The organism is Kitasatospora sp. NPDC054939 (assembly GCF_053610105.1).
This window is the reverse complement of record NZ_JBSGXP010000167.1, coordinates 1-19,045: the sequence shown is the minus strand read 5'-3', so window position 1 is coordinate 19,045 and position 19,045 is coordinate 1. Positions and strand designations below refer to the sequence as shown.

Below are 19,045 nucleotides of genomic sequence, written 5' to 3'. Positions count from 1 at the left end.
GCGCGGTCCGCTCCGCCTCGGCGATGTCGCGGACATCGACGCCGGACATCCGGCCTGACCCCGGGGCTCGCCGACCGACTCGCCCTTGCACGGCCAGCCCCGCTTCCGTCTCGTGGCCCCGCTCCCCCATCGACCGTCAACCTTGTAGCCACCGTCACCCATTCCGCCCCCAACTCCCCCAGGGCAGTGCCCTTTCATGTCATCCGCGACCGAACTGGCCGCCTCTGGGCGAACGGTTCCTGGTGGGCGAGGCGGTCGGCGAGGCGAGGACGGTGCGCAGTTCGGGGGATGTTGCGTCGGCGGGCGCCGGGGAGGTGGAGGTATGGTTTCGGCGCGCAGATCACGCAGTTCCTGGCCCACCACATCCAGGCCGCCCAGTCCCAGCGGGCGGTGCGGCCGGCCCCGGGTTCGAGGGGTGTCACCGGCAGAGTCCCAGTCGGCCGGATCCGCCGGGTAGGGCTCGTAGCGGGCATGGCCGCCCGGGCCGTAGCGCCCGATCCCGGTGATCACCGCGGCCCCTTCGAAAGAGCTTGCTCAGCGTTCCGCTGTTGTGCCGTGGGCCGTACGGGAGGGCTCTGGGGGTGGGACAATTCCGGCCACGTGGGCTGTGCCGATGGGGAGTTGGGGGGTGCGCCGGGTGCGTCGGCGGGTGTGGTGGGCGGTGGCTGGGGTGTGTGCTGCTGCCGGGGCCGGGTCGGTGGTGGTCTCGGTTGCGGTGGATCTGGAGAGCGCCGACCGGGTCGCGAGCGTGGTCGGGGCTCTCGCCGCGCTGGCGGGTCTGGCGTTCACGGTCCGCGGAGGGCTGCGGGAACACCCGGCTGACCCGCAGGGCGGCGGAACCCGTGCGGCACAGGACGGAAGCAGTCCCGCGCCTCCCGGGGCCCCTGCCGACGGGGCCGGTGGCACGCAGGAACGGGAGGTGACAGCCGAGGGCGGCGGCTTCTCCGTCGGCGGGAACCTCGCCGTCACGGGACCGCAGCCGCCCGCCCAGGGCGGCGACGGCAGCCGGCCCCACCACGAGAAGCGCGTCGTGCGGGCCGAGGGCCCCGGCTCGATCGCCGTCGGCGGTGACGCCTACGGCATCGACCCGACCGGGCCCCGGTCATGACTCCGCCCACCTGGCCCTGGGGCAGGAGGACGAGGAAGACCGACAGCGCCCCCGGACCGGAATGCACAGGGGGCACCGGACCGGACGATGGGAGCGCGGCGGGCACGCATGTCAACGCCGTGAAGGGTGCGGGGGACACCGGCCCGGGCGGGCGCCAGGACACTGCAGCCGGGTCTCCGGGCGGGCGTGCGGCGCCGATGCCAGACCTGCCCCTGGGCTCCGGCGGACGGGGCGGCAGCGTTGGGGACTGCCTCCCTGCGGAACTCGCCGCGGAAGCACCGTCTTCGGTGCGAGTGGTGACCGCCACCTCGGGAGCGACGGCGGTCGGCGGGGACCTGACCGTCAACAACGTCTACCGGGCGCCAGCCGGTGCGGTGGAGTGGCCGGTGCTGGTCGGACAGATCCCGAACCCGGCCGGTTACTTCCAGCACCGTCCCGAAGCCGACACCCTCCAGGCCGCGCTCGCAGGCGGTGGCGCGGCCGTGCTCGGGCAGGTCGTGACCGGCACCGGCGGGGTCGGCAAGACCCAGCTCGCCGCCCACTACGCCAACCGGGTCTGGCAGGCGTCCCAGGCCGCAGCCGCCCAGGACCCGCAGGGTGCGCAGACAGCCGGGGCCCGATCGGGCGGCCCGGGCCCGGGCAGCGTGCCGGGTAGGGGGCCGGAGGGGTCGACCGCCGGCGGGCTGGCTGCGGCCGCGGCGGGGTGGGCCGACAGTGGTCCGGCCCGCACGGATACCGCTGGTCCGGACCCGGCCGATGGGGCGGTGGGGGCGGTGGGGGTGGTGGATCTGGTGGTGTGGGTGAACGCCGACCACCCCGAGGCCGTCACCACCGCCTACGCGCAGGCGGCCCGATCTGTGGAGCCGGGCCGGTACGACACCGCGGACGCCGAGGACGCCGCCGCGGGGTTCCTGGCCTGGCTGCGCAGCGGCGGGCGCCGGTGGCTGATCGTGCTGGACAACGTAGCCGAGCCGGGGGCGCTGACCGGCTTGTGGCCTCCCGAGATCCTGCTGGGCCGGACGGTGGTGACCACTCGCGGCCGCCACCCCGTCTGGACCACCTCCACCCGCACCCTGCTGCCCGTCGGCGTCTACACACCGCAGCAGTCCCTTACCTACCTGCGCCGGGCCCTGGACCGGCCCGAACGCGCCGGCCGCGGCGACACCGACCAGCAGTACGCTGCGTTGGCAGCGGACCTCGGGCATCTGCCGATCGCCCTTGCCCAGGCCGCCGCCTACCTCGCCGGCACCCCCCGCACCATCGCCCGCTACCGCGCACTCCTCGCCGACCGAGCCCGCCGGCTGGAGCGCAGCCTGCCCGACATCGGCGGCCTGCCGGACCAGCAGCAGCGCACCGTCGCCGCCCTGTGGGACCTGTCCATCGAACAAGCCGACGACCAGCACCCCCCGGGCCTCGCCCGCCCTCTGCTCGAACTCGCAGCCGTCCTCGATCCCGACCGGATCCCCGACCTGGTCCTCATGACCCACGCCGCCCGCGTCTACCTCGCCTGGGCCGGGCGGCCGGTGACAGGTGGAGCCGACGGCGGATTGCAGCCGGTCACCGCATCGGACGGACAGGCGGGCACGGAGAGCGGGGACGAGGGCGAGATCGTGCCGGTCGACGAGGTGGACGTCGAAGACGCGCTGGCCGTCCTGCATCGCCTCAACCTCCTCGACCACGCCCCGACCCCCGTTGACCCCGAACAGGACACCAGGGACACGAGCGGTGGGGCGCCGGGCCGGATCGGCTCAGCCGGCAGGTGGGGGACGGTGCGCATCCACCGCCTCGTCCAGCACGCGGTTCGCGACAGCACCCCCTGCCTGTCGCGCCGCACCACCCTTCTCCAGGCCGCCGGACATGCCCTCCACCATGCCTGGCCGAAGGAAGACCACCACGACCGCGACCTCGCCACCGTCCTGCGCACCAACACCGACCTCCTCAGCGCACACGACCCGGATGCTTTCTGGTACCCGGACACCGGCGCCCACCCAGCCCTCCGGCGCGCCGGCCTCGGTCTGCTCCATGCCGGCCTCAACCATGCCGCCGTCCGGTACTGGCACCAGCTTGCCGCTGATGCCGAGCGCCTTCTCAGCCCCGATCACCCCTACATCCTCACCACGCGCGACAACCTCGCCTCGTCCTATTGGCAGGCCGGACGCACCGCGGAGGCCATCGCGCTGCTGGAGGAGGTCGTCTCCGACGCCGAGCGTGTTCTCGGCACCGACCACCCCGACACCCTCACCGCGCGCGGCAACCTCGCCGCGTCCTATTGGCAGGCCGGACGCACCGCGGAGGCCGTCTTGCTGCAGGAGCAGGTCCTCGCCGACGCCGAGCGTCTGCTGGGTACCCACCACCCCAACACCCTCACCGCGCGCGGCAACCTCGCCGCCTCCTACCGGGAGGCCGGACGCACCGCGGAGGCCATCGTGCTGCAGGGGCAGGTCCTCGCCGACGCCGAGCGTGTTCTCGGCGCCCATCACCCCGACACCCTCAACGCGCGCGCCAGCCTCGCCGCGTCCTACCGGGAGGCCGGACGCACCACTGAGGCCATCGCGCTGCAGGAGCAGGTGCTCGCCGACCGCGAACGCATCCTCGGCACCCACCACCCCGACACCCTCAGCACCCGCCACAACCTCGCCGCGTCCTACCGGGAGGCCGGACGCACCACTGAGGCCATCGCCTTGGAGGAGCAGGTCCTCGCCGACCGCGAACGCATCATCGGCACCGACCACCCCGACACGATCACCGCGCGCGGCAGCCTCGCCGCGTCCTACCGGGAGGCCGGACGCACCACTGAGGCCATCGCGCTGCAGGAGGAGGTCCTCGCCGACCGCGAACGCATCATCGGCACCGACCACCCCGAGACTCTCAACGCTCGCAACGGCCTCGCCGCGTCCTATCACCAGGCCGGGCGCACCAGCGAGGCCTTCTTGCTGCAGGAGCAGGTCCTCGCCGACGCCGAGCGTCTGCTGGGTACCCACCACCCCAACACCCTCACCGCGCGCGGCAACCTCGCGGCCTCCTACCGGGAGGCCGGACGCACCGCGGAGGCCATCGCGTTGCTGCGGTCAGTGGTGGGAGGCCGGGCGCGGGTGCTGGGGGACGCTCATCCGGTCACGGCACATTCGCGGGTGGGGTTGTCGGTGGTACTGGTCGAGCGGGGGCGTTCCCTGCTGCCCGGGGATGTGGCGGGAGCGTGGCGGGACGCCGCCGAGGCAGCCCAGGCGGTCGGCCCCCACCTCGATGAGAACCCGGGCACGTATGGGCCCGCCCTCGCCGCCGCTTACCGGCTGGCCGCCGACACGCTCAAGGCCGACGGTCAACGTGAGGCTGCGGCCGAGTACCGCCGGCGCGCCCTGCTCGCCGCCGGCGCAGCGGCATCGGCGCCGAAACCGGCCCGTAGCGACGGAGACAGCACGGGCGGCGACACCGGGGCCGGTAGCGGGAGCACCGGGGCCGGGCCCAGCAGGGGTGGGTCGTGACGTGTCGATGAAGATCTCGTCGTCGGTGCGGCCGGCGGCCCGGGCGCCGAGCACGCTCGGGGTGACGCGCTCGATCACGTCCCGCACGAAGCCGCCCGCGGTGGTGCCGCCCTCCACCGCGCTGCGGGTGGCCGCGACGGCGCCGCAGGAGTCGTGGCCCAGGCCACCACGAGGGGGCTGCCGAGCACGCTACGCCGTACTCGATGCCGCGGAGCTCGCACCAGGTCCAACTGCCGTCCTGCAAACAGGATCACGCTGGTCGAGCACGCCCGCGCCTGATTCCCCGGGGCCCGGCCCCCGGGCGGGGATCGGTGCTCGCATCAGGCCGCGCGCTTGGCCGCCTCGATGAGGCCCACTGCGGTGCGCGGGTCGGAGACCTCGACGACCAGGCGGCTGTACCGCTCGTCGGCGAGCTCGATCACGACCGCCTTCGCGGGGTCCTTGACGTCCCAGAAGACCCACTCTCCCCCGGATCGAAAGGTGCCGGCTGTGATCAGTCCGGGGAAGTGCGTACCACCCATCCGGAGCCCCTTGGGTTCGCGCACGATTCCGGGGTCGAGCGTCGCTCCCCGGACGTTGCCGAGCGGGATCTCTATCCGGCTCTTGAACGCCCACAGCTTGTCGAGACCCTCGATCTCGACGACGAGGCTCTCGTCGGTGACGGCGATGCTGGCCACAGGTGCTCCTCAGTTCTTGGTGGAATCGGCAGGATTGTTCAGTTGTCCGGCGAGCGTCAGCAGCGCTGCAGGGGTGGGCGCGCCGGCGCCTGCCCGAGTCCTCAGACGGACCCCGACAACGGTCGAGGCGAGCACGCGTGCCAGACCGTCAGCTTCTGCAGGCGCGGAGTGCGCGGTCGTGAGGACCTCACCGATCGCCCGGTCGAGCGCCCGGAGCCCCTCCTCGACCAGGGCGGCGACCTCCGGGTCCGCCGGGGCCTGTTCGGCGGCCGCGAGCAGCAGCAGCCCCGCGGCCGGCCCGCCGTCGTAGCAGGCGGCGGCACGGACAAGTACGCCCGGCAGGTCGGATGCGGTGGCCAGGGCAGCCGCGAGCGGCAGGATCTCCTGGTCGAGGTGGTGGCGCAGTGCGGCGAGATAGAGGCCGCGTTTGCTGCCGAACACCTTGTAGAGGCTGCCCCGGTGCACGCCGATACCCGTGACCAGATCATCCACCGAGGTTCCCTCGTAACCCCGGGCGGCGAACAGCCGAGCTGCCGCCTGAACGGCCTCGCCTTCGTCGAAGGCTCGTGGTCTTCCCATGCCGTCGACCATACGAGTTCAAGAACGGTCAGTCAAGAACGTTCGTTCTTAAAACTGGCGTACCGGGGCTCGGCGATCCCGCACCAGACGGTTGTGCCGGGATTGCGGCCGGCCAATGCCTGACAGAACGTTGCTCGTCGGGCCGGCTCGACGCGATTCCCGGCGCCGAGGGTGGGCTGTGAACCCCAGGCCACCGAGGAGCGCCCGCCCTACCGGCCGCACCCCATGCGCTGAAGCACGTCGGCCTCGATGCGGGTGAGGCCCTTGCGCCGGGTGGTGGCGAGCAGGCCGGCGACGGCCTGGCTGTTCGCGCCGACCTCTTCGCTGATCTTGAGGCTGCGCATCAGCTGTTCCCGCTCGCATGGCAAGGTGCTGTTGCTGTCCGGCCAGCCGACGGGCTTGGCGACGGTGTCCCACGGTTCGGCACGACTACGAATGGGCCAAGCAGCGCCGCTACATCGGGTCCGAGATCCTCGGCCTGCCGCCCCTCCACCCGATCAAGGGAGAACCCCCGACGAGACCACCCCCGCCCTATCCGCCCAGCCTGAAGCAGGATCACCGAGTGGCCGTCGATACACCACTCCGCCGGACGCGACCTCACCCGCCCCGGCAGCCACCGAAGCCACCAGGGACCCGACTCCACGCCCCGCGGGGCGCACCAGGCCAGGCGTGCGCCCCTCCCCGGTCGGCGTAGCTCCGGAGGGCACGGGGCCGGGGACGGTGGTGACCATCGGTGTATGGCATACCCTCACCCCGACCCCGACCGCCTCGACGGCGGGACCGTCTACCTCCCCGGTGCCGCACCCGACGCGGCCCCCGACGCCGCCAGTGCCGCCGACCTCGCCCGGCGCACCGGATACGACCCGGCCTTCCTGGGACCGGTCGTCCCGCTGCCCCTGCCGACCGACCCCCGCATCACCACGGTCACCCTCCCGTACACCCATTTCAGCGTGGTGATGCGCCCCGACCGGCGACTGGCCGCCTCGACGGCCGTGGCCATCGACGGCCGGCAGCTGGTCGCGCTGGACCGGGAGGGGCAGTGGCGCCTCGACCCGCGGATGCCGGACGGGCACCAGGCCGACAACGCGCTGTACGTCGACAACGACTTCGACCGCGGCCACCTCGTACGCCGGCTGGACCCGGTCTGGGGCGGCGAGAAGGACGTCAAGGCGGCCAACGCCGACACCTTCCACTTCACCAACGCGGCCCCGCAGCACTCCGCCTTCAACCAGGGCAAGGAGGTCTGGCAGGGGCTGGAGAACTTCCTGCTGGACCACGCCGCGCTGTTCGACCGCAAGCTGGTGGTGCTCACCGGCCCGGTGCTGCGGCCGGACGACCCGCGCTACCGCGGGGTGCAGATCCCCCTGTCGTTCTGGAAGGTGACCGGCTTCATCCACGACGGCGCGCTGGCCTCCACCGCGTACATCCTCGACCAGAGCCCCGACCTGCCGGACGCCGCCGCCGCGCTGGCCGACGCCGAGGCGGCCGACCAGCCGCCGCCGCTCGGCGCGTTCCGCACCTTCCAGGTGCCGGTGGTCGACGTCGTGCAGCTCACCGGGCTGGACTTCGGCCCGCTGCCGGAGGCCGACCTGCTGCCCCCGCCGCCGGTGCCGGCCCCGGCCGCGCCCGGGGTCGAGCCGCCGGTGGAGCGCTGGCGGCCGCTGGCCAGCCACGCCGACATCGTGCTGGACCACCGCTCCTGACCCGGCCCTCCGACGCCCCGGCCCGGGGCGGGCGACGGATCCCTTCCGCCGCCCGCTCCGGGCCGCCGCACACCGCGGCCCGACCGGACGACCCGACCGACCGGACGACCGACCGGACGGCCTCCGACGTGCCCCTTCGGCCGAATGGCGCGATCCTGGAGGACAGACCGCGCGGCCCACGGAAGGGACGAAGGCGATGTTCCAACTCCTCTGGATCCTGCTCATCGGCTTGGTGCTCGGCCTCCTCGCCAAGCTGCTCCTGCGCGGCCCGCAGGCCATCCCGTGGTGGCTCACCATGCTGCTCGGCGCTCTCGGCGCCTGGCTCGGCAACGCGGTCGCCGGCTGGATCGGCGTCCGCCACACCGGCGGAATCGACTGGATCCGCCACGCCCTCCAACTCGGCTTCGCCGTCGCCCTGGTGGCCTTCGTCGCGCCGATGTGGACGAGATCGCGCCCGAGCCGCTGACGGCCCGTCCGGCCGGCCGCGGGCCCGCCCGGCGGCGACCGGAGCCCGACCGGCCACGGCAGTTCGTGAACGGCGGCGGCCACGTTCTAGACTCGCACGACCGACAGGAACCGCAGTCCCGCGGCAACCGGCCGCCCCGAAGCGGCACCGGGCTGCCCGTCCGGGCCTGGTGATCGCGCGAGGATGTGAACATGGCCGAGGCCGACCCGAAGGTCGTTGTCGTCGTACCCACCTACAACGAGCGGGAGAACCTCCCCGTGCTCGCCGGGCAGCTGGCGGAGCTGGAGCTGCCGAACCTGCACCTGCTGGTGGTCGACGACAACTCGCCGGACGGGACGGGCGAGGTGGCCGAGAAGCTCGCGGCCGACGCGCCGGGCCGGATCGGGGTGCTGCACCGCACCGAGAAGGACGGCCTGGGGCGCGCCTACATCGCCGGGATGACCCGGGCCCTGGAGGAGGGCGCCGACATCGTGGTGCAGATGGACGCCGACCTGTCGCACCCGGCCCCGGTCATCCCGCTGATGCTGGAGACCCTGCTCGCCGGGGACTCGGGCGTCGTCCTCGGCTCCCGCTACGTGCCGGGCGGCTCCACCGCCGAGGAGTGGCCGTGGCACCGCAAGGCGCTGTCCGCCTGGGCGAACTTCTACGTCAACACGGTGCTGAGCCTGCACGTCAAGGACGCCACGGCCGGCTTCAAGGCCTGGCGGGCCGAGACGCTGCGCGCGATCGACCTCCCGTCGGTGCACAGCAACGGCTACTCGTTCCAGGTCGAGATGAACTACCGCACCGTCAGCCGCGGGATGCGGATCGTCGAGGTGCCGATCCGCTTCGAGGAGCGGGTCACGGGCGCGTCGAAGATGAGCCTGTCGGTGCAGGTGGAGTCGGCGCTGGCACCGTGGAAGCTGCGGTTCGGTCCAAATTAGCGGACGTCCCCCCGGCGGTGGCACCGCGCCGGGTGCGGCCCGGCAGCAGCGCCGCCGGGAGCAGGCCGAGCGCCGCCAGGGCCACCGGGCCTAGCATCCCGGCCTGCGAGGGCGGTCCGCCGGGGACGGAGAGGCCGGCCGCGAGCGCGATGCCCAGCGTGGGGCCGATGTTGACCGCGGTCTGCTTGAGGCCGCCGACCACCCCGGCGTAGGCGGGCGGGGCCTCGCCGACCACTGTTCCGGTCGCGGTCACCATCACCGCGGCGAACCCCGCGCCCAGCAGGGCGAAGACCGCACCGTCGGTGAACCGTCCGGCGTCGGCGCCGTACCGGGCCAGGCCCGCGGCACCGAGCAGCACCAGCCCGGCCCCCGCCACCGCGGTGGCGCGCGCACCGAGGCGGCGCACCGCCCGGGCCGCGACCGGCGAGGCGAGCACCATCAGCACGGTCAGCGGCAGCACCTGCAGGGCGCTCTCCAGCGGACCGAGCCCGGCACCGTCCTGGAGCCGGAAGGTCGCGACGAACAGCGCCCCGAACAGCGCGCCGGACGCGCAGAGCAGCAGTGCCATCGAGGCGGCCAGCGGCCCCGAGCGGGCCACCGCGGCGGGCACCACCGGGTCGGGCGTCCGGCACTCGTGGCCGACCAGGAGCGCACCGAGCAGCACCGTGCCGGCGGCGCCGCCCAGGGTGCGGGGGTCGCGCCAGCCGTACTCGGGCACCCCGGCCAGGGTGTGCACCAGCAGGGCGAGGGCGGTGGCGAGCAGGGCGGCGCCGGCCAGGTCCAGCCGGCGCGGTCCGGGCGGGGCGGCGGACGGGTCCGGACCGGGCAGCCGGAGGGCGAGGGCGGCCACCGCGACGGCCGCGGCGATCGGGAGGTTGAGCACGAACACCGCCCGCCAGCCGAGGTGGTCGACGAGGATGCCGCCGAGCAGCGGACCGGCCGCCGCGGAGAGGCCGATCGCACTGGTGCGGACGGCGACGGCGCTCCCGATCAGGTCCGCCGGGTACGCCTGGCGGAGCAGGGCGAGGGTGGCGGGCTGCAACAGGGCGCCGAACACCCCCTGCAGGACGCGCAGGCCGATCACCCAGCCGACGCCCGGGGCGAGCGCGATCCCGGCGGAGGCGGCGGCGAAGCCGAGCACCCCGAGGAGCAGCAGCCGCCGGTGGCCGTGCCGGTCGCCGAGGCGTCCGGCGACGACCAGCAGGGCGGCGACGGCGAGCAGGTAGCCGGTGCTGGTCCACTGCACCTGGGTGGTGGTCGCGGCGAGGTCCCGCTGCAGACTGGGCTGGGCGATGATCAGCACGGTGCCGTCGAGCGCCACCAGCATCGCGCCGGCCGCGCTTACCAGCAGGGCCAGGCGGCGCCGGGCGACCCCGGCCACCCCGTCGGCCCCGACGGCCCCGGCGGTGGGTGGGGCGGCGGGCGGCATCGGAGCACGGGAAGCACGGGGAGTACGGCGGCGGATCACGGCGCACCGCCCCCCAGGTGGGCGTCCAGGACGACGTCGAGGAGCCGCTGCGGTTCGCCCCCGTCCCCGAGGACTAGTGGCAGGCTGCCCCAGCTCCACAGCTGGACGAGTCCGTGCAGGTTGGCCCAGAGCGCGGCGGCGGTCAGCTCGGGCCGTTCGTACCCGGCCTCGGTGAGCAGTCCGACCACGGCGCCGAACAGCGGGAGGGTGGACTCGCGCAGCGGGGCCCGCCCGGAGGGGTGCCGCTCGCTGTCGAGCAGTTCGTGGCGGAACATCAGCTCGAACATGCCCCGGTGCTCCAGGGCGTAGCCGAGGTAGGCCCGGCAGAGGGCGCGCAGCCGCTCGCGGGGCGCCTCGATGCCGTCGGTGGCGGCGGCGAAGCGGGCGGCGAGTTCCGCGAAGCCGCGCCGGGCGATGGCGGCCAGCAGGTCCTGGTGGGTGGGGAAGTAGCGGCGCGGGGCCCCGTGCGAGACGCCGGCCCGGCGGGCGATCTCGCGCAGGCCCAGGGCCCCGGCGCCCTCGGCGTGGACGAGTTCGACACCGGCGTCGATCAACCGCTCCCGGAGCGGGCTCGGCTCGTTCTGGTGGTCAGGCATGGACGGTACAGGCATGGACAGTGTCTACCAGGTGCCCGTAGACACTGTCTACACGACTCGGGGGAGCGCAGCCCGCTGCGCGTCGGGGGGCGGGGCGTCAGCGGCCCTCGTGCGCGTCGACCAGGCCCTGGATGTCGAGCTTGCCCATTCGGAGCATCGCGGTGATCACCCGGTCCGCCCGGGTGCGGTCCGGATCTGCGGCCAGCTCCATCAACAGACGGGGCACGATCTGCCAGGAGAGGCCGTAGCGGTCCTTGAGCCAACCGCACTGGCCGCCCTCGCCGCCCTCGGTCAGCCGCGTCCAGTAGTAGTCGACCTCGGCCTGGTCGTCGCAGTCCACCTGGAGCGAGATCGCCTCGGTGAAGGTGAAGAGCGGGCCGCCGTTGAGGGCGGTGAAGCGCTGCCCGGAGAGCTCGTAGTCGACGGTCATCACGGTGCCGGGCACGCCCGGTCCCACCTCGCTGTAGTGGGCCACGTCCACGATCCGGGAGTCCGGGAAGACCGAGGTGTAGAAGCGGGCCGCCTCCTCCGCCTGGTCGTCGAACCAGAGGAAGGTGGTGATCTTCTGCTTGTGCGGTGTGTTCGGCATGCGCCCGACGCTAGCCCCGCGGCCCCGCCGACCGGCCGCGCCACGGCAGCGGGTTCACCGGTTCGGGGCCGTCCGCGCACCGGCCGGGGCCGACGGGGCGCCGGCGGGGGGTGGACGGGGCGCCGGAAGGGCGCCGGCCGACGCGCAGGCAGGAGCCGGGCAGCGAGCCGGGCCTCGGACCTAGGTCCATCGACCGATGGCCGGGATACCCGTCGAGCGGTTGGAATGAGGTGGTGGATCTTCAAACGACTTCGCCCGGCGCGTTCGACGACACCCAGGTCGACGCCTACCTCGCCCGGATCGGCCTCACCCGCCCGCCCCGTGCGGACCTCGCCGGGCTCGCCGCCCTGCAGCGCGCGCACCTCCACGCGGTGCCCTTCGAGAACCTGAGCATCCATCTCGGCGAGCCGATCGTGCTGGATCCGGCCGCGCTCTTCGACAAGGTGGTCACCCGCCGCCGCGGCGGCTTCTGCTACGAACTCAACGGCCTTTTCGCCGAGTTGCTGCACGCGCTCGGCTACCGGGTCACTCTGCTGTCGGCCCGGGTCAGCGACCGCGGGGTCCTCGGCCCGCCGTTCGACCATGCGGCCGTACGGGTCGACCTGGACGAGCCGTGGCTGGTCGACGTCGGCTTCGGCCGGTTCAGCCAGGCGCCGCTGCGCCTGGACAAGCGCGGCGAACAGTCCGACGGCGCCGGGGTGTTCACCCTCGTCCCGCACGGCGGGGCGGACGGCCCGGCCGACCTCGACATCGTGATGAACGGCGAGCTGCAGTACCGGCTCGACCAACGACCCTACGCGCTGAAGGACTTCGTCCCGACCAGCTGGTACCAGTCCACCTCGCCGGCGTCCCCGTTCGCCCGCGGGACGACCTGCTCGCTGCTCACCCCCGAGGGGCGGGTCACCATCAACGGCAGCAGGAACGGCACCAAGCTGGTCCGCACCACGGCCGACGGCGGGCGCACCGAGGAGCCGCTGGACGAGGCGGCGGCCCTGGCGGCGTACCGGACGGAGTTCGGCATCGCGCTGGAGAAGCTGCCGTTCTGATCCGGGGGACGGCCGCCCCCGGCGCCGGAGCGCGTGGGGGCGGGCCGACAGCCCGGGCGTAGATTCGGGCGCGGGCTCAGGCGAGGGTGAGGAAGAGCTTCTCCAGCTCCGCCTCGCTCATCGGCGGCGCGTCGCCGTCCGCGGCGGCCATGCACTGGCGCATACCGCTCGCCACGATCTTGAAGCCGGCACGGTCGAGCGCGCGGGAGACGGCCGCCAGCTGGGTGACCACGTCCTTGCAGTCCCGGCCCGCCTCGATCATCGCGATCACCCCGGCGAGTTGCCCCTGCGCGCGGCGCAACCGGTTCAGTACGGCACCGACCGCTTCGTCGTCGACCTGCATGTCCGGCCACCTCCGCACGGGGATCGTCCCGCCGAGTGTACCCCTCGGGGTATGCGCGGGCCGGGATCGGCGGCCGGTGCGGCCGGCCCGGGGTCTCAGCGGCGGGCCAGGCGCCGTTCGCCGCCCGCGCCCGAGACGTAGGCGAGCTCGTAGTGGGCGAAGACCGCGGGCTCGTCGGCGGCCGGCAGGACGTCGTCGGTGCCGATCGAGGGCGCCTGCTTGACCTGGTTGCGCGAGAACGGCACCCGGACGTACGCGGGCCCCACCACCGCCCCGTCCAGGGGGACGAAGACCAGGCGCTTGCGGGTCGGCATCCCGACCGTGACCGTGGCGAAGCAGGGCTCGTCGCTGGCGGTCTCCACGTACACCGACTCCAGCGTGCCGATCTTGCGGCCCTTCTCGTCGAGCACGGCGTTCCCGCGCCACTCCCTGATGTCAGCCGAACCGATCACCGCGACCTCCGTTGGCGGTCCTGCGGAGCCCGGGCCTGCGCGGCCCGGGCCTGCCGTCCTCCCCCCATCCCTCCATCCTGCGCCGGGCCGCCGCGCGGCGCCTGCCGTGCTGCGGACCCTGCTCGACGCCCTCGCGCCCGGCAGCCACCTGGTCCTCTCGCACGGCACCGCCGGCTTCATCCCCGCCGAGGTCCGGGACCGCGTCACAGGCGTCCACAGCCGGGCCACCGCCCCGCTGGTCGGCCGCACCCGGGAGCAGGTCGGCGCCTTCCTCACCGGCCTCGACGTGCTGGAGCCCGGCGTCGTCACCGTCCCGCTCCGGCGCCCCGACGCGACCCCGGCCCCGGGCGCGGACCGGGTCAGCATGTACGGCGCGATCGCCCGCAAGCCGTAGGGGAGCACGCCGGGCGCAGCCCCGGGCGATCACCCGGCCGGCCCAGTCGGGCCGTCGTGTGCGCGGCGGGCCGCGCGGGCGGGTCCGGTCCGGGCGCAGCCGTGCGGCGGCGGGGGCGGGCGCCGCACGGACGGCCCCGGACGGGCTCCGGCGGCGGGCCGGTCCCGGGCGGGCGAAGTAGCGTGAGGGCCTGGCCGACCCGGAGATCCGGGTCGGCGCTCCCCCACGACCGGACGACCGGGCCCGACCCCGGTCCCTTGCTGCCGGAGGTGCCACATGGCGGTTCCACCCAGGGTCCCCGCCGCACGCGTCGTGTTCGACGAGAGCGACCGTGCGGCCGTCGCGGACGCCGTCACCGAGATCCTCGCCACCGGGGCGCTGACCCTCGGCCCGTGGACGGAGCGCTTCGAGCAGGCGTTCGCCGCCGAGCACGGTGCCGAGCACGCGGTGGCCGTGGCCAGCGGCACGGCGGCGCTGGAGATCGTGCTGCGCGGGATCGGGGTGAAGGGCCGCGACGTGGTGGTGCCCGCCGTCACCTTCTACGCGACCGCCGGCGCCGTCCTGCACGCCGGCGCCCGGCCCGTCCTCGCCGACGTGGACCCGACGACCCTGGCGCTGAGCCCCGAGAGCGTCGAGGCGGCGCTCACCCCCGACACCGCCGCCGTCGTGCTGGTGCACATCGGCGGGCTGATCACCCCGGCGGTGGACGCCCTCCGGGCCCTGTGCGACGCCCGGGGCATCCCGCTGGTCGAGGACGCCGCGCACGCGCACGGCAGCACCTTCGGGGGCCGCGCGGCCGGCACCTTCGGACTCGCCGGCGCCTTCTCCTTCTACCCCACCAAGGTGGTCACCAGCGGCGAGGGCGGCATGGTGCTCACCGGCTCGGCCGAGCTGCGCGACGAGGCCCGGATCCACCGCGACCAGGGCAAGGGCTCGTTCACCACCAACCACCACGTGCGCGAGGGCGCCTCCTGGCGGCTGAGCGAGCTGAACGCGGTCGTCGGCGCCGTACACCTGCGGCGGCTGAAGGAGTTCGTGGAGACCCGCCGCCGGGTCGCCCAGCGGTACGACACCGCGCTCGCCGGGCTCGACGGCCTCACCCCGGTCACCGAACCGCCCGGCAGTCGCAGCAACTACTACAAGTACGTCGCCCTGCTGCCCCCCGGCGTCGACCGGGCGCGGTTCAAGCGGGCGGTCGCCGAGGAGTACGGCGTGCGGCTCTCCGGCGAGGTGTACGACCTGCCGCTGCACCTCCAGCCGGTGTTCGGCCCCCACCGGGGCGCACCGCTGCCGGTCGCGGAGGACGTCTGCGCACGGCAGATCTGCCTGCCCGTGCACTCCGACATGACCGAGGACGAGACCGACCTGGTGATCGAGGCCGTCACCGCCGTCCACCGGCGGGCGGCCGGCTGACCCGGCGGGCGCCGGCCCGCCGCCGGCGCCCGGAGCGAAGGAGCGAGAACGTGCGAGTAGCCGTCACCGGAGGCTGCGGTTTCATCGGATCGCACGTCGTGGACCGGCTGGTGTCCGCCGGGCATGACGTGCTGGTTGTCGACACCACCGACAAGTACCTCAACCCGGACGCCGAGCACGCCCGCATCGACGTCCTCGACCTGCCCGGGCTGAGCCACGCCCTCGCGGGCAGCGAGGTCGTCTTCCACCTCGCCGCGATGGCCGACGTGGAGCGGGTCAGCGCCGACCCCGTCCGGGCCGTGCGCACCAACATCGACGGCACCGAGGCCGTCCTGGAGGCCGCCCGGCGCAGCGGGCTCAGCCGCACCGTGCTCGCCAGCACCGTCTGGGTCTACGGCGCCGCGCCCGCCGAACCCACCCCCGACGGCGAGGAGCAGGAGCTCGACGAGCACGCCCCGATCGAGCTCGACCGCAGCGGCCACCTCTACGTGGCCACCAAGCTCGCCGCCGAGATGCTGGTGCACAGCTACCGCGAGCTGTACGGGCAGCACTTCACCATCCTCCGGTACGGCATCCCGTACGGACCGCGGATGCGCGACGAGCTGGTCGTCGCCCGCTTCGTCCAGGCCGCCCTGACCGGCCGGCCGATCACCATCGCCGGCGACGGCCGGCAGAGCCGCAGCTTCGTGTACGTGGAGGACCTGGCCGACGCCCACGTCCGGGCGCTCTCCCCCGCCGCCGAGGACCAGACCTTCGCCCTGGAGGGCTCGACGCCGGTCTCCGTCCGCGAGATCGCCGACACCGTCGACCGGCTGCTCGGCCCGGTCGCCATCGAGCACGTCCCGGCCCGCACCGCCGACTACGCGGGCCGCCGGATCTCCGCGGCCCAGGCCAAGCGGCTGCTCGGCTGGTCGCCGCGCACCAGCTTCACCGACGGCGTGCGGCGCTACGCCGACTGGTACCGCGACGACGCCCGGGCCGCCGGTCCGGTGCGCTGAGATGCCGCACGCCCTGCTGGTCTCCGGCTCGATCGGCCAGGGCCACGACGTCATGGCCCAGGCGTGCGCCGACACCCTGCACGCCGCGGGCTGGACCAGCGAAACCGTGGACGCCATGGCGCTGCTCGGCGACCGGGCCGGGGCGGCCGGCGAGGCGGTGTTCCGGCGGATGCTCGACCTGCCCGGGGTGTACGACGCCTTCCACTTCTCGGCGCTGCGCCCCGGCGCCGGGATCGCGCTGCTCGCCGACTCCGCCGCCCGGGCCCGGCTGGTCCCGCCGCTGCGGGAGGTGGTCGCCCGGCAGCGGCCCGAGCTGGTGGTGTCGGTCTTCGCCACCGCCACCTCCGCGGTCAACCGGCTGCACGACGGTTCCTTCCGGCACCTGGTGCTCTGCACCGACGCCACCCCGCACCGGCTCTGGGTGCAGGACGGCACCGACCTCTTCCTGGTCACCTCGGAGGTGGCCGCCTGCGCGGTGCGCCGCTACCGGCCCGACGCGCCGATCGCCGTGCTGCCCGTCCCGCTGCGCGCCGGTTTCCACCGCCCGCCGGACCGCACCGGGGCCCGCGCCGCCCTCGGCGTCCCCGCCGGCGCCCGCTGCGTGCTGCTGATGTCCGGGGCCTGGGGGCTCGGCCCGGTCGCCCGCAGCGCCGCCGCGCTGGCCGACGCCGGGGTGCACGTCCTCGCTGTGGCGGGCCGCAACCGGCGGCTGGAGCAGCGGCTGCGCGGCGCCGCCCGCCACCGCCCCCGGCTGCACCCCTTCGGCTACTCCGACCGGGTGCCCGACCTGATGGCCGCCGCCGACCTGGTCGTCACGACCTCCGGCGACACCTGCAGCGAGGCCCGCGCGGTCGGCCGCCGGCTGCTGCTGCTCGACACCGTCCAGGGCCACGGCCGCGACAACCTCCAGCACGAACTGGAGCTCGGCCACGCCGACGTTGCCTCCGCCCGGCCCGCGGGGCTCGTCCGCTGCGCGCTCGCCGCCCTCGAACGCCCGGCCCCGGCGCCGTCCCGCTCCGCCGACCCGGCCGCCTGGCCCACCGCGCTGACCGCCGCGCTCGCCGGGGTGGGCGTGGCGCTCTGACCGGCGCGGCGGGCCGGCGGCGGGCCGCTCACCGGAGCACCGCTCGCCGGAGCACCGCTCACCAGCGCACCGCGGTGAAGTCGATCGGTCGGGGCCGCAACTCCGCCGTGCGGACGGCCAGCGCGTGCATCCGGCGGGCGAACTCCGCGGCGGGCAGCCGCTTGCGGTCGCCGTGGCCGGGCAGCAGGAGGCCGAAGCGCAGCAGCGGCGCCGTCCGGGCCAGTGCGGCGGCCAGCTCGGCGACGGAGTACCAGGTGACCGACTCGGCGATCGCGAGGTCGTCGGCGGCCCTGGACCAGTAGAAGCTGTCCCCGCTGAAGCAGTGGGCGTCGTCGGCCAGGTACAGCACGCTGCCCTCGGTGTGCCCGGGCAGCGGGTACGCGGTGACACCCTCGGCGATCACGGTCGGCCCGGTGCCCCGCAGGACGCGGTCGGCGTCGGGGGCCGCGGCGAGGTCCCCCTCGTGGATCCAGAGGCGGGCGCCGAAGCGGTCGGCGTACGCGCGGCCGTGCGCGGCGTGGTCCCGGTGGGTCAGCAGCACGTCGGTGACCGGCCCGAGCGCCAGGTACGTCGCGGCCAGCTCGGCGCTCCAGCGCGGGGTGTCGACCATCATCAGGTCCCCGCCCGGCCTGCGCAGCAGGTAGGAGTTGGCGCCCGCGGTGTGCGGCGAGTTGTGCCCGCACAGCAGCACGTCCGCGGTGAGGCGCAGCGGGAAGGGGTCGTGCGCCGGCTGCGGGGCGCGGGCGCCGCGGCGGATCGAGCGGCTGGGGCAGGCGAAGGCCGCGGCGTACAGGCTGCGCTCCTCCGCTTCGGTGCGCGGCTGGCGGACGACCGCGGAGCGGCCCCCGACCTCGGCCACCAGGCCCGGCGCGAGCTGCCGGGCGGCATCGCAGTTGGTGCAGCGGTCGTCGACGTGCCATCCGGTGTCGGCCGGTCGGTCGGTCATGACGGAATCCCTTCGGGCGGGCGGGTGCCGAATTCCTGGCGCCCCCTTGGATATCACAGGAATCGCCGGGAGAACCACTTCGGAAAGGCGGTTGACTTCGGCCGCAATTCCCTATCTTCGCCGCCCTCGAGGCGCGGTTGACAGACTGCCGGAATGATGATCTGCACGGCTCCGACCTCCCGAAACCGGTCCGCCGGAACGGTCGCCGACGGGGGATTCCGAGCGGCGCCGAACGGAATTCCTGGAATTCCCCCGGGGGCTGCCCGGAATTCGGCGGGACGTGTCCGCAAACGGGATTTCCGGCGGTATTTCCGAGCGGCTCCGCGGCCGGTCGCCCGACACGCCCCCGACCGGCGGAAACCCGCGCGCCGCTCCGGGGGCGTGCCTACTGTCGCCGTGGCCCATCAGGGATGTGTACCGACAGAAGTGGAGAAACCCATGATCCGTCGCACCGCCTGGACGCTGACCCTGCTCGCCGCCGCTGGCATCGCCACCGTGCCGACCGCCGCGAGCGCGGACGTCGTCTCCGGTGGCAACCACGGTGTGGTGGTGGTCGGCAGCGGCAACCAGATCGCCGGCTACGACATCATCAACGCCGGCCACGACGCCACGGTCGGCTCCTACAACGGAACCTCCGGAGACGACGGCGGGAAGCTCGCCGCCCTGGGCTCCGACCTGGGCTCCGACCTGGGCTCCGGCATGGCGTCGCTGATCACCGACGGGCTGCGCCCGATCACCGGCTGACCGCCGGCCCGAGCCGACCCCGTCGGCCCGGGCC

At 74.5% G+C, this 19,045-nt stretch carries 20 protein-coding genes and 1 pseudogene; 11 read left to right on the top strand and 10 right to left on the bottom strand.

Going from position 1 to position 19,045, the window contains the following annotated elements; all coding sequences use genetic code 11:
* The first annotated feature begins 919 nt into the window (after nucleotides 1-919).
* Both ACWGB8_RS32985 and ACWGB8_RS32980 read left to right on the top strand, forming a co-directional pair.
* Complete coding sequence (locus tag ACWGB8_RS32985; RefSeq protein WP_452217314.1) at nucleotides 920-1,108, top strand: hypothetical protein; 189 nt, start codon at nucleotides 920-922, stop codon at nucleotides 1,106-1,108.
* A gap of 296 nt (nucleotides 1,109-1,404) precedes the next feature.
* A complete protein-coding gene (locus tag ACWGB8_RS32980; protein WP_452217313.1) occupies nucleotides 1,405-4,590 on the top strand; it encodes a tetratricopeptide repeat protein in 3,186 nt (1,061 codons plus the stop codon).
* A 6-nt stretch (nucleotides 4,591-4,596) separates the two neighbouring features.
* Here the strand turns inward: ACWGB8_RS32980 and ACWGB8_RS32975 are convergent.
* The 4 genes and pseudogenes from ACWGB8_RS32975 to ACWGB8_RS32960 form a co-directional block, all read right to left on the bottom strand.
* Nucleotides 4,597-4,804: pseudogene (locus tag ACWGB8_RS32975) on the bottom strand (carbonic anhydrase); the annotation flags it as partial.
* Nucleotides 4,805-4,910: 106 nt separating this feature from the next.
* Nucleotides 4,911-5,267, bottom strand: a complete 357-nt coding sequence (locus ACWGB8_RS32970; protein WP_452217312.1) for a hypothetical protein — start codon at nucleotides 5,265-5,267, stop codon at nucleotides 4,911-4,913.
* 9 nt (nucleotides 5,268-5,276) lie between these two features.
* Nucleotides 5,277-5,846: a TetR/AcrR family transcriptional regulator gene (locus ACWGB8_RS32965; protein WP_452217311.1), complete on the bottom strand. Its 570-nt coding sequence runs from the start codon at nucleotides 5,844-5,846 to the stop codon at nucleotides 5,277-5,279.
* A 209-nt stretch (nucleotides 5,847-6,055) separates the two neighbouring features.
* Nucleotides 6,056-6,214 (bottom strand): hypothetical protein, encoded by a 159-nt coding sequence (locus ACWGB8_RS32960; protein ID WP_452217316.1) that lies wholly within the window; start codon nucleotides 6,212-6,214, stop codon nucleotides 6,056-6,058.
* Between the two features lie 369 nt (nucleotides 6,215-6,583).
* On the opposite strand from ACWGB8_RS32960, the gene ACWGB8_RS32955 reads away from it, so the two are divergent.
* The 3 genes from ACWGB8_RS32955 (at nucleotide 6,584) to ACWGB8_RS32945 (ending at nucleotide 8,938) form a co-directional block, all read left to right on the top strand.
* On the top strand, nucleotides 6,584-7,549 hold the full coding sequence (locus tag ACWGB8_RS32955; protein ID WP_452217310.1) for a DNA/RNA non-specific endonuclease: 966 nt from the start codon (nucleotides 6,584-6,586) through the stop codon (nucleotides 7,547-7,549).
* 196 nt (nucleotides 7,550-7,745) lie between these two features.
* Nucleotides 7,746-8,015, top strand: coding sequence for a GlsB/YeaQ/YmgE family stress response membrane protein (locus ACWGB8_RS32950; protein ID WP_452217309.1), 270 nt, complete (start codon nucleotides 7,746-7,748; stop codon nucleotides 8,013-8,015).
* A 191-nt stretch (nucleotides 8,016-8,206) separates the two neighbouring features.
* Entirely contained in the window at nucleotides 8,207-8,938 is a 732-nt protein-coding gene (locus tag ACWGB8_RS32945; RefSeq protein WP_452217308.1) for a polyprenol monophosphomannose synthase, read from the top strand.
* Here ACWGB8_RS32945 and ACWGB8_RS32940 read toward each other — a convergent pair.
* The 3 genes from ACWGB8_RS32940 to ACWGB8_RS32930 form a co-directional block, all read right to left on the bottom strand.
* Entirely contained in the window at nucleotides 8,856-10,265 is a 1,410-nt protein-coding gene (locus ACWGB8_RS32940; RefSeq protein ID WP_452217315.1) for an MFS transporter, read from the bottom strand. The two genes, ACWGB8_RS32945 and ACWGB8_RS32940, sit on opposite strands and share 83 nt — an antisense overlap.
* A gap of 137 nt (nucleotides 10,266-10,402) precedes the next feature.
* Nucleotides 10,403-11,017 carry a TetR/AcrR family transcriptional regulator gene (locus ACWGB8_RS32935; protein ID WP_452217307.1) on the bottom strand — a complete coding sequence of 205 codons (615 nt, stop codon included), beginning with the start codon at nucleotides 11,015-11,017 and terminating at the stop codon, nucleotides 10,403-10,405.
* 82 nt (nucleotides 11,018-11,099) lie between these two features.
* Nucleotides 11,100-11,591 carry a VOC family protein gene (locus tag ACWGB8_RS32930; RefSeq protein ID WP_452217306.1) on the bottom strand — a complete coding sequence of 164 codons (492 nt, stop codon included), beginning with the start codon at nucleotides 11,589-11,591 and terminating at the stop codon, nucleotides 11,100-11,102.
* 233 nt (nucleotides 11,592-11,824) lie between these two features.
* On the opposite strand from ACWGB8_RS32930, the gene ACWGB8_RS32925 reads away from it, so the two are divergent.
* A complete protein-coding gene (locus ACWGB8_RS32925) occupies nucleotides 11,825-12,637 on the top strand; it encodes an arylamine N-acetyltransferase family protein (RefSeq protein ID WP_452217305.1) in 813 nt (270 codons plus the stop codon).
* Nucleotides 12,638-12,713: 76 nt separating this feature from the next.
* On the opposite strand, the gene ACWGB8_RS32920 is transcribed toward ACWGB8_RS32925, so the two are convergent.
* Both ACWGB8_RS32920 and ACWGB8_RS32915 read right to left on the bottom strand, forming a co-directional pair.
* Nucleotides 12,714-12,980 (bottom strand): metal-sensitive transcriptional regulator, encoded by a 267-nt coding sequence (locus tag ACWGB8_RS32920; protein WP_452217304.1) that lies wholly within the window; start codon nucleotides 12,978-12,980, stop codon nucleotides 12,714-12,716.
* A gap of 95 nt (nucleotides 12,981-13,075) precedes the next feature.
* Nucleotides 13,076-13,432 (bottom strand): PRC-barrel domain-containing protein, encoded by a 357-nt coding sequence (locus ACWGB8_RS32915; RefSeq protein ID WP_452217303.1) that lies wholly within the window; start codon nucleotides 13,430-13,432, stop codon nucleotides 13,076-13,078.
* On the opposite strand from ACWGB8_RS32915, the gene ACWGB8_RS32910 reads away from it, so the two are divergent.
* From ACWGB8_RS32910 to ACWGB8_RS32895, 4 genes are all read left to right on the top strand, one after another.
* Entirely contained in the window at nucleotides 13,413-13,826 is a 414-nt protein-coding gene (locus tag ACWGB8_RS32910) for an SAM-dependent methyltransferase (RefSeq protein ID WP_452217302.1), read from the top strand. The genes ACWGB8_RS32915 and ACWGB8_RS32910 overlap by 20 nt on opposite strands.
* A 276-nt stretch (nucleotides 13,827-14,102) precedes the next feature.
* Nucleotides 14,103-15,239: a DegT/DnrJ/EryC1/StrS family aminotransferase gene (locus ACWGB8_RS32905; protein WP_452217301.1), complete on the top strand. Its 1,137-nt coding sequence runs from the start codon at nucleotides 14,103-14,105 to the stop codon at nucleotides 15,237-15,239.
* A gap of 50 nt (nucleotides 15,240-15,289) precedes the next feature.
* The gene (locus ACWGB8_RS32900; RefSeq protein ID WP_452217300.1) at nucleotides 15,290-16,237 is read left to right on the top strand and encodes an NAD-dependent epimerase/dehydratase family protein; all 948 of its coding nucleotides are present in this window, start codon (nucleotides 15,290-15,292) and stop codon (nucleotides 16,235-16,237) included.
* A gap of 1 nt (nucleotide 16,238) precedes the next feature.
* Nucleotides 16,239-17,321 (top strand): hypothetical protein, encoded by a 1,083-nt coding sequence (locus ACWGB8_RS32895; protein ID WP_452217299.1) that lies wholly within the window; start codon nucleotides 16,239-16,241, stop codon nucleotides 17,319-17,321.
* A 58-nt stretch (nucleotides 17,322-17,379) separates the two neighbouring features.
* Here the strand turns inward: ACWGB8_RS32895 and ACWGB8_RS32890 are convergent, their stop codons facing one another.
* On the bottom strand, nucleotides 17,380-18,267 hold the full coding sequence (locus ACWGB8_RS32890) for a 4Fe-4S domain-containing protein (RefSeq protein WP_452217298.1): 888 nt from the start codon (nucleotides 18,265-18,267) through the stop codon (nucleotides 17,380-17,382).
* A gap of 438 nt (nucleotides 18,268-18,705) precedes the next feature.
* On the opposite strand from ACWGB8_RS32890, the gene ACWGB8_RS32885 reads away from it, so the two are divergent.
* Nucleotides 18,706-19,011 (top strand): hypothetical protein, encoded by a 306-nt coding sequence (locus ACWGB8_RS32885; protein ID WP_452217297.1) that lies wholly within the window; start codon nucleotides 18,706-18,708, stop codon nucleotides 19,009-19,011.
* Nucleotides 19,012-19,045 lie beyond the last annotated feature (34 nt).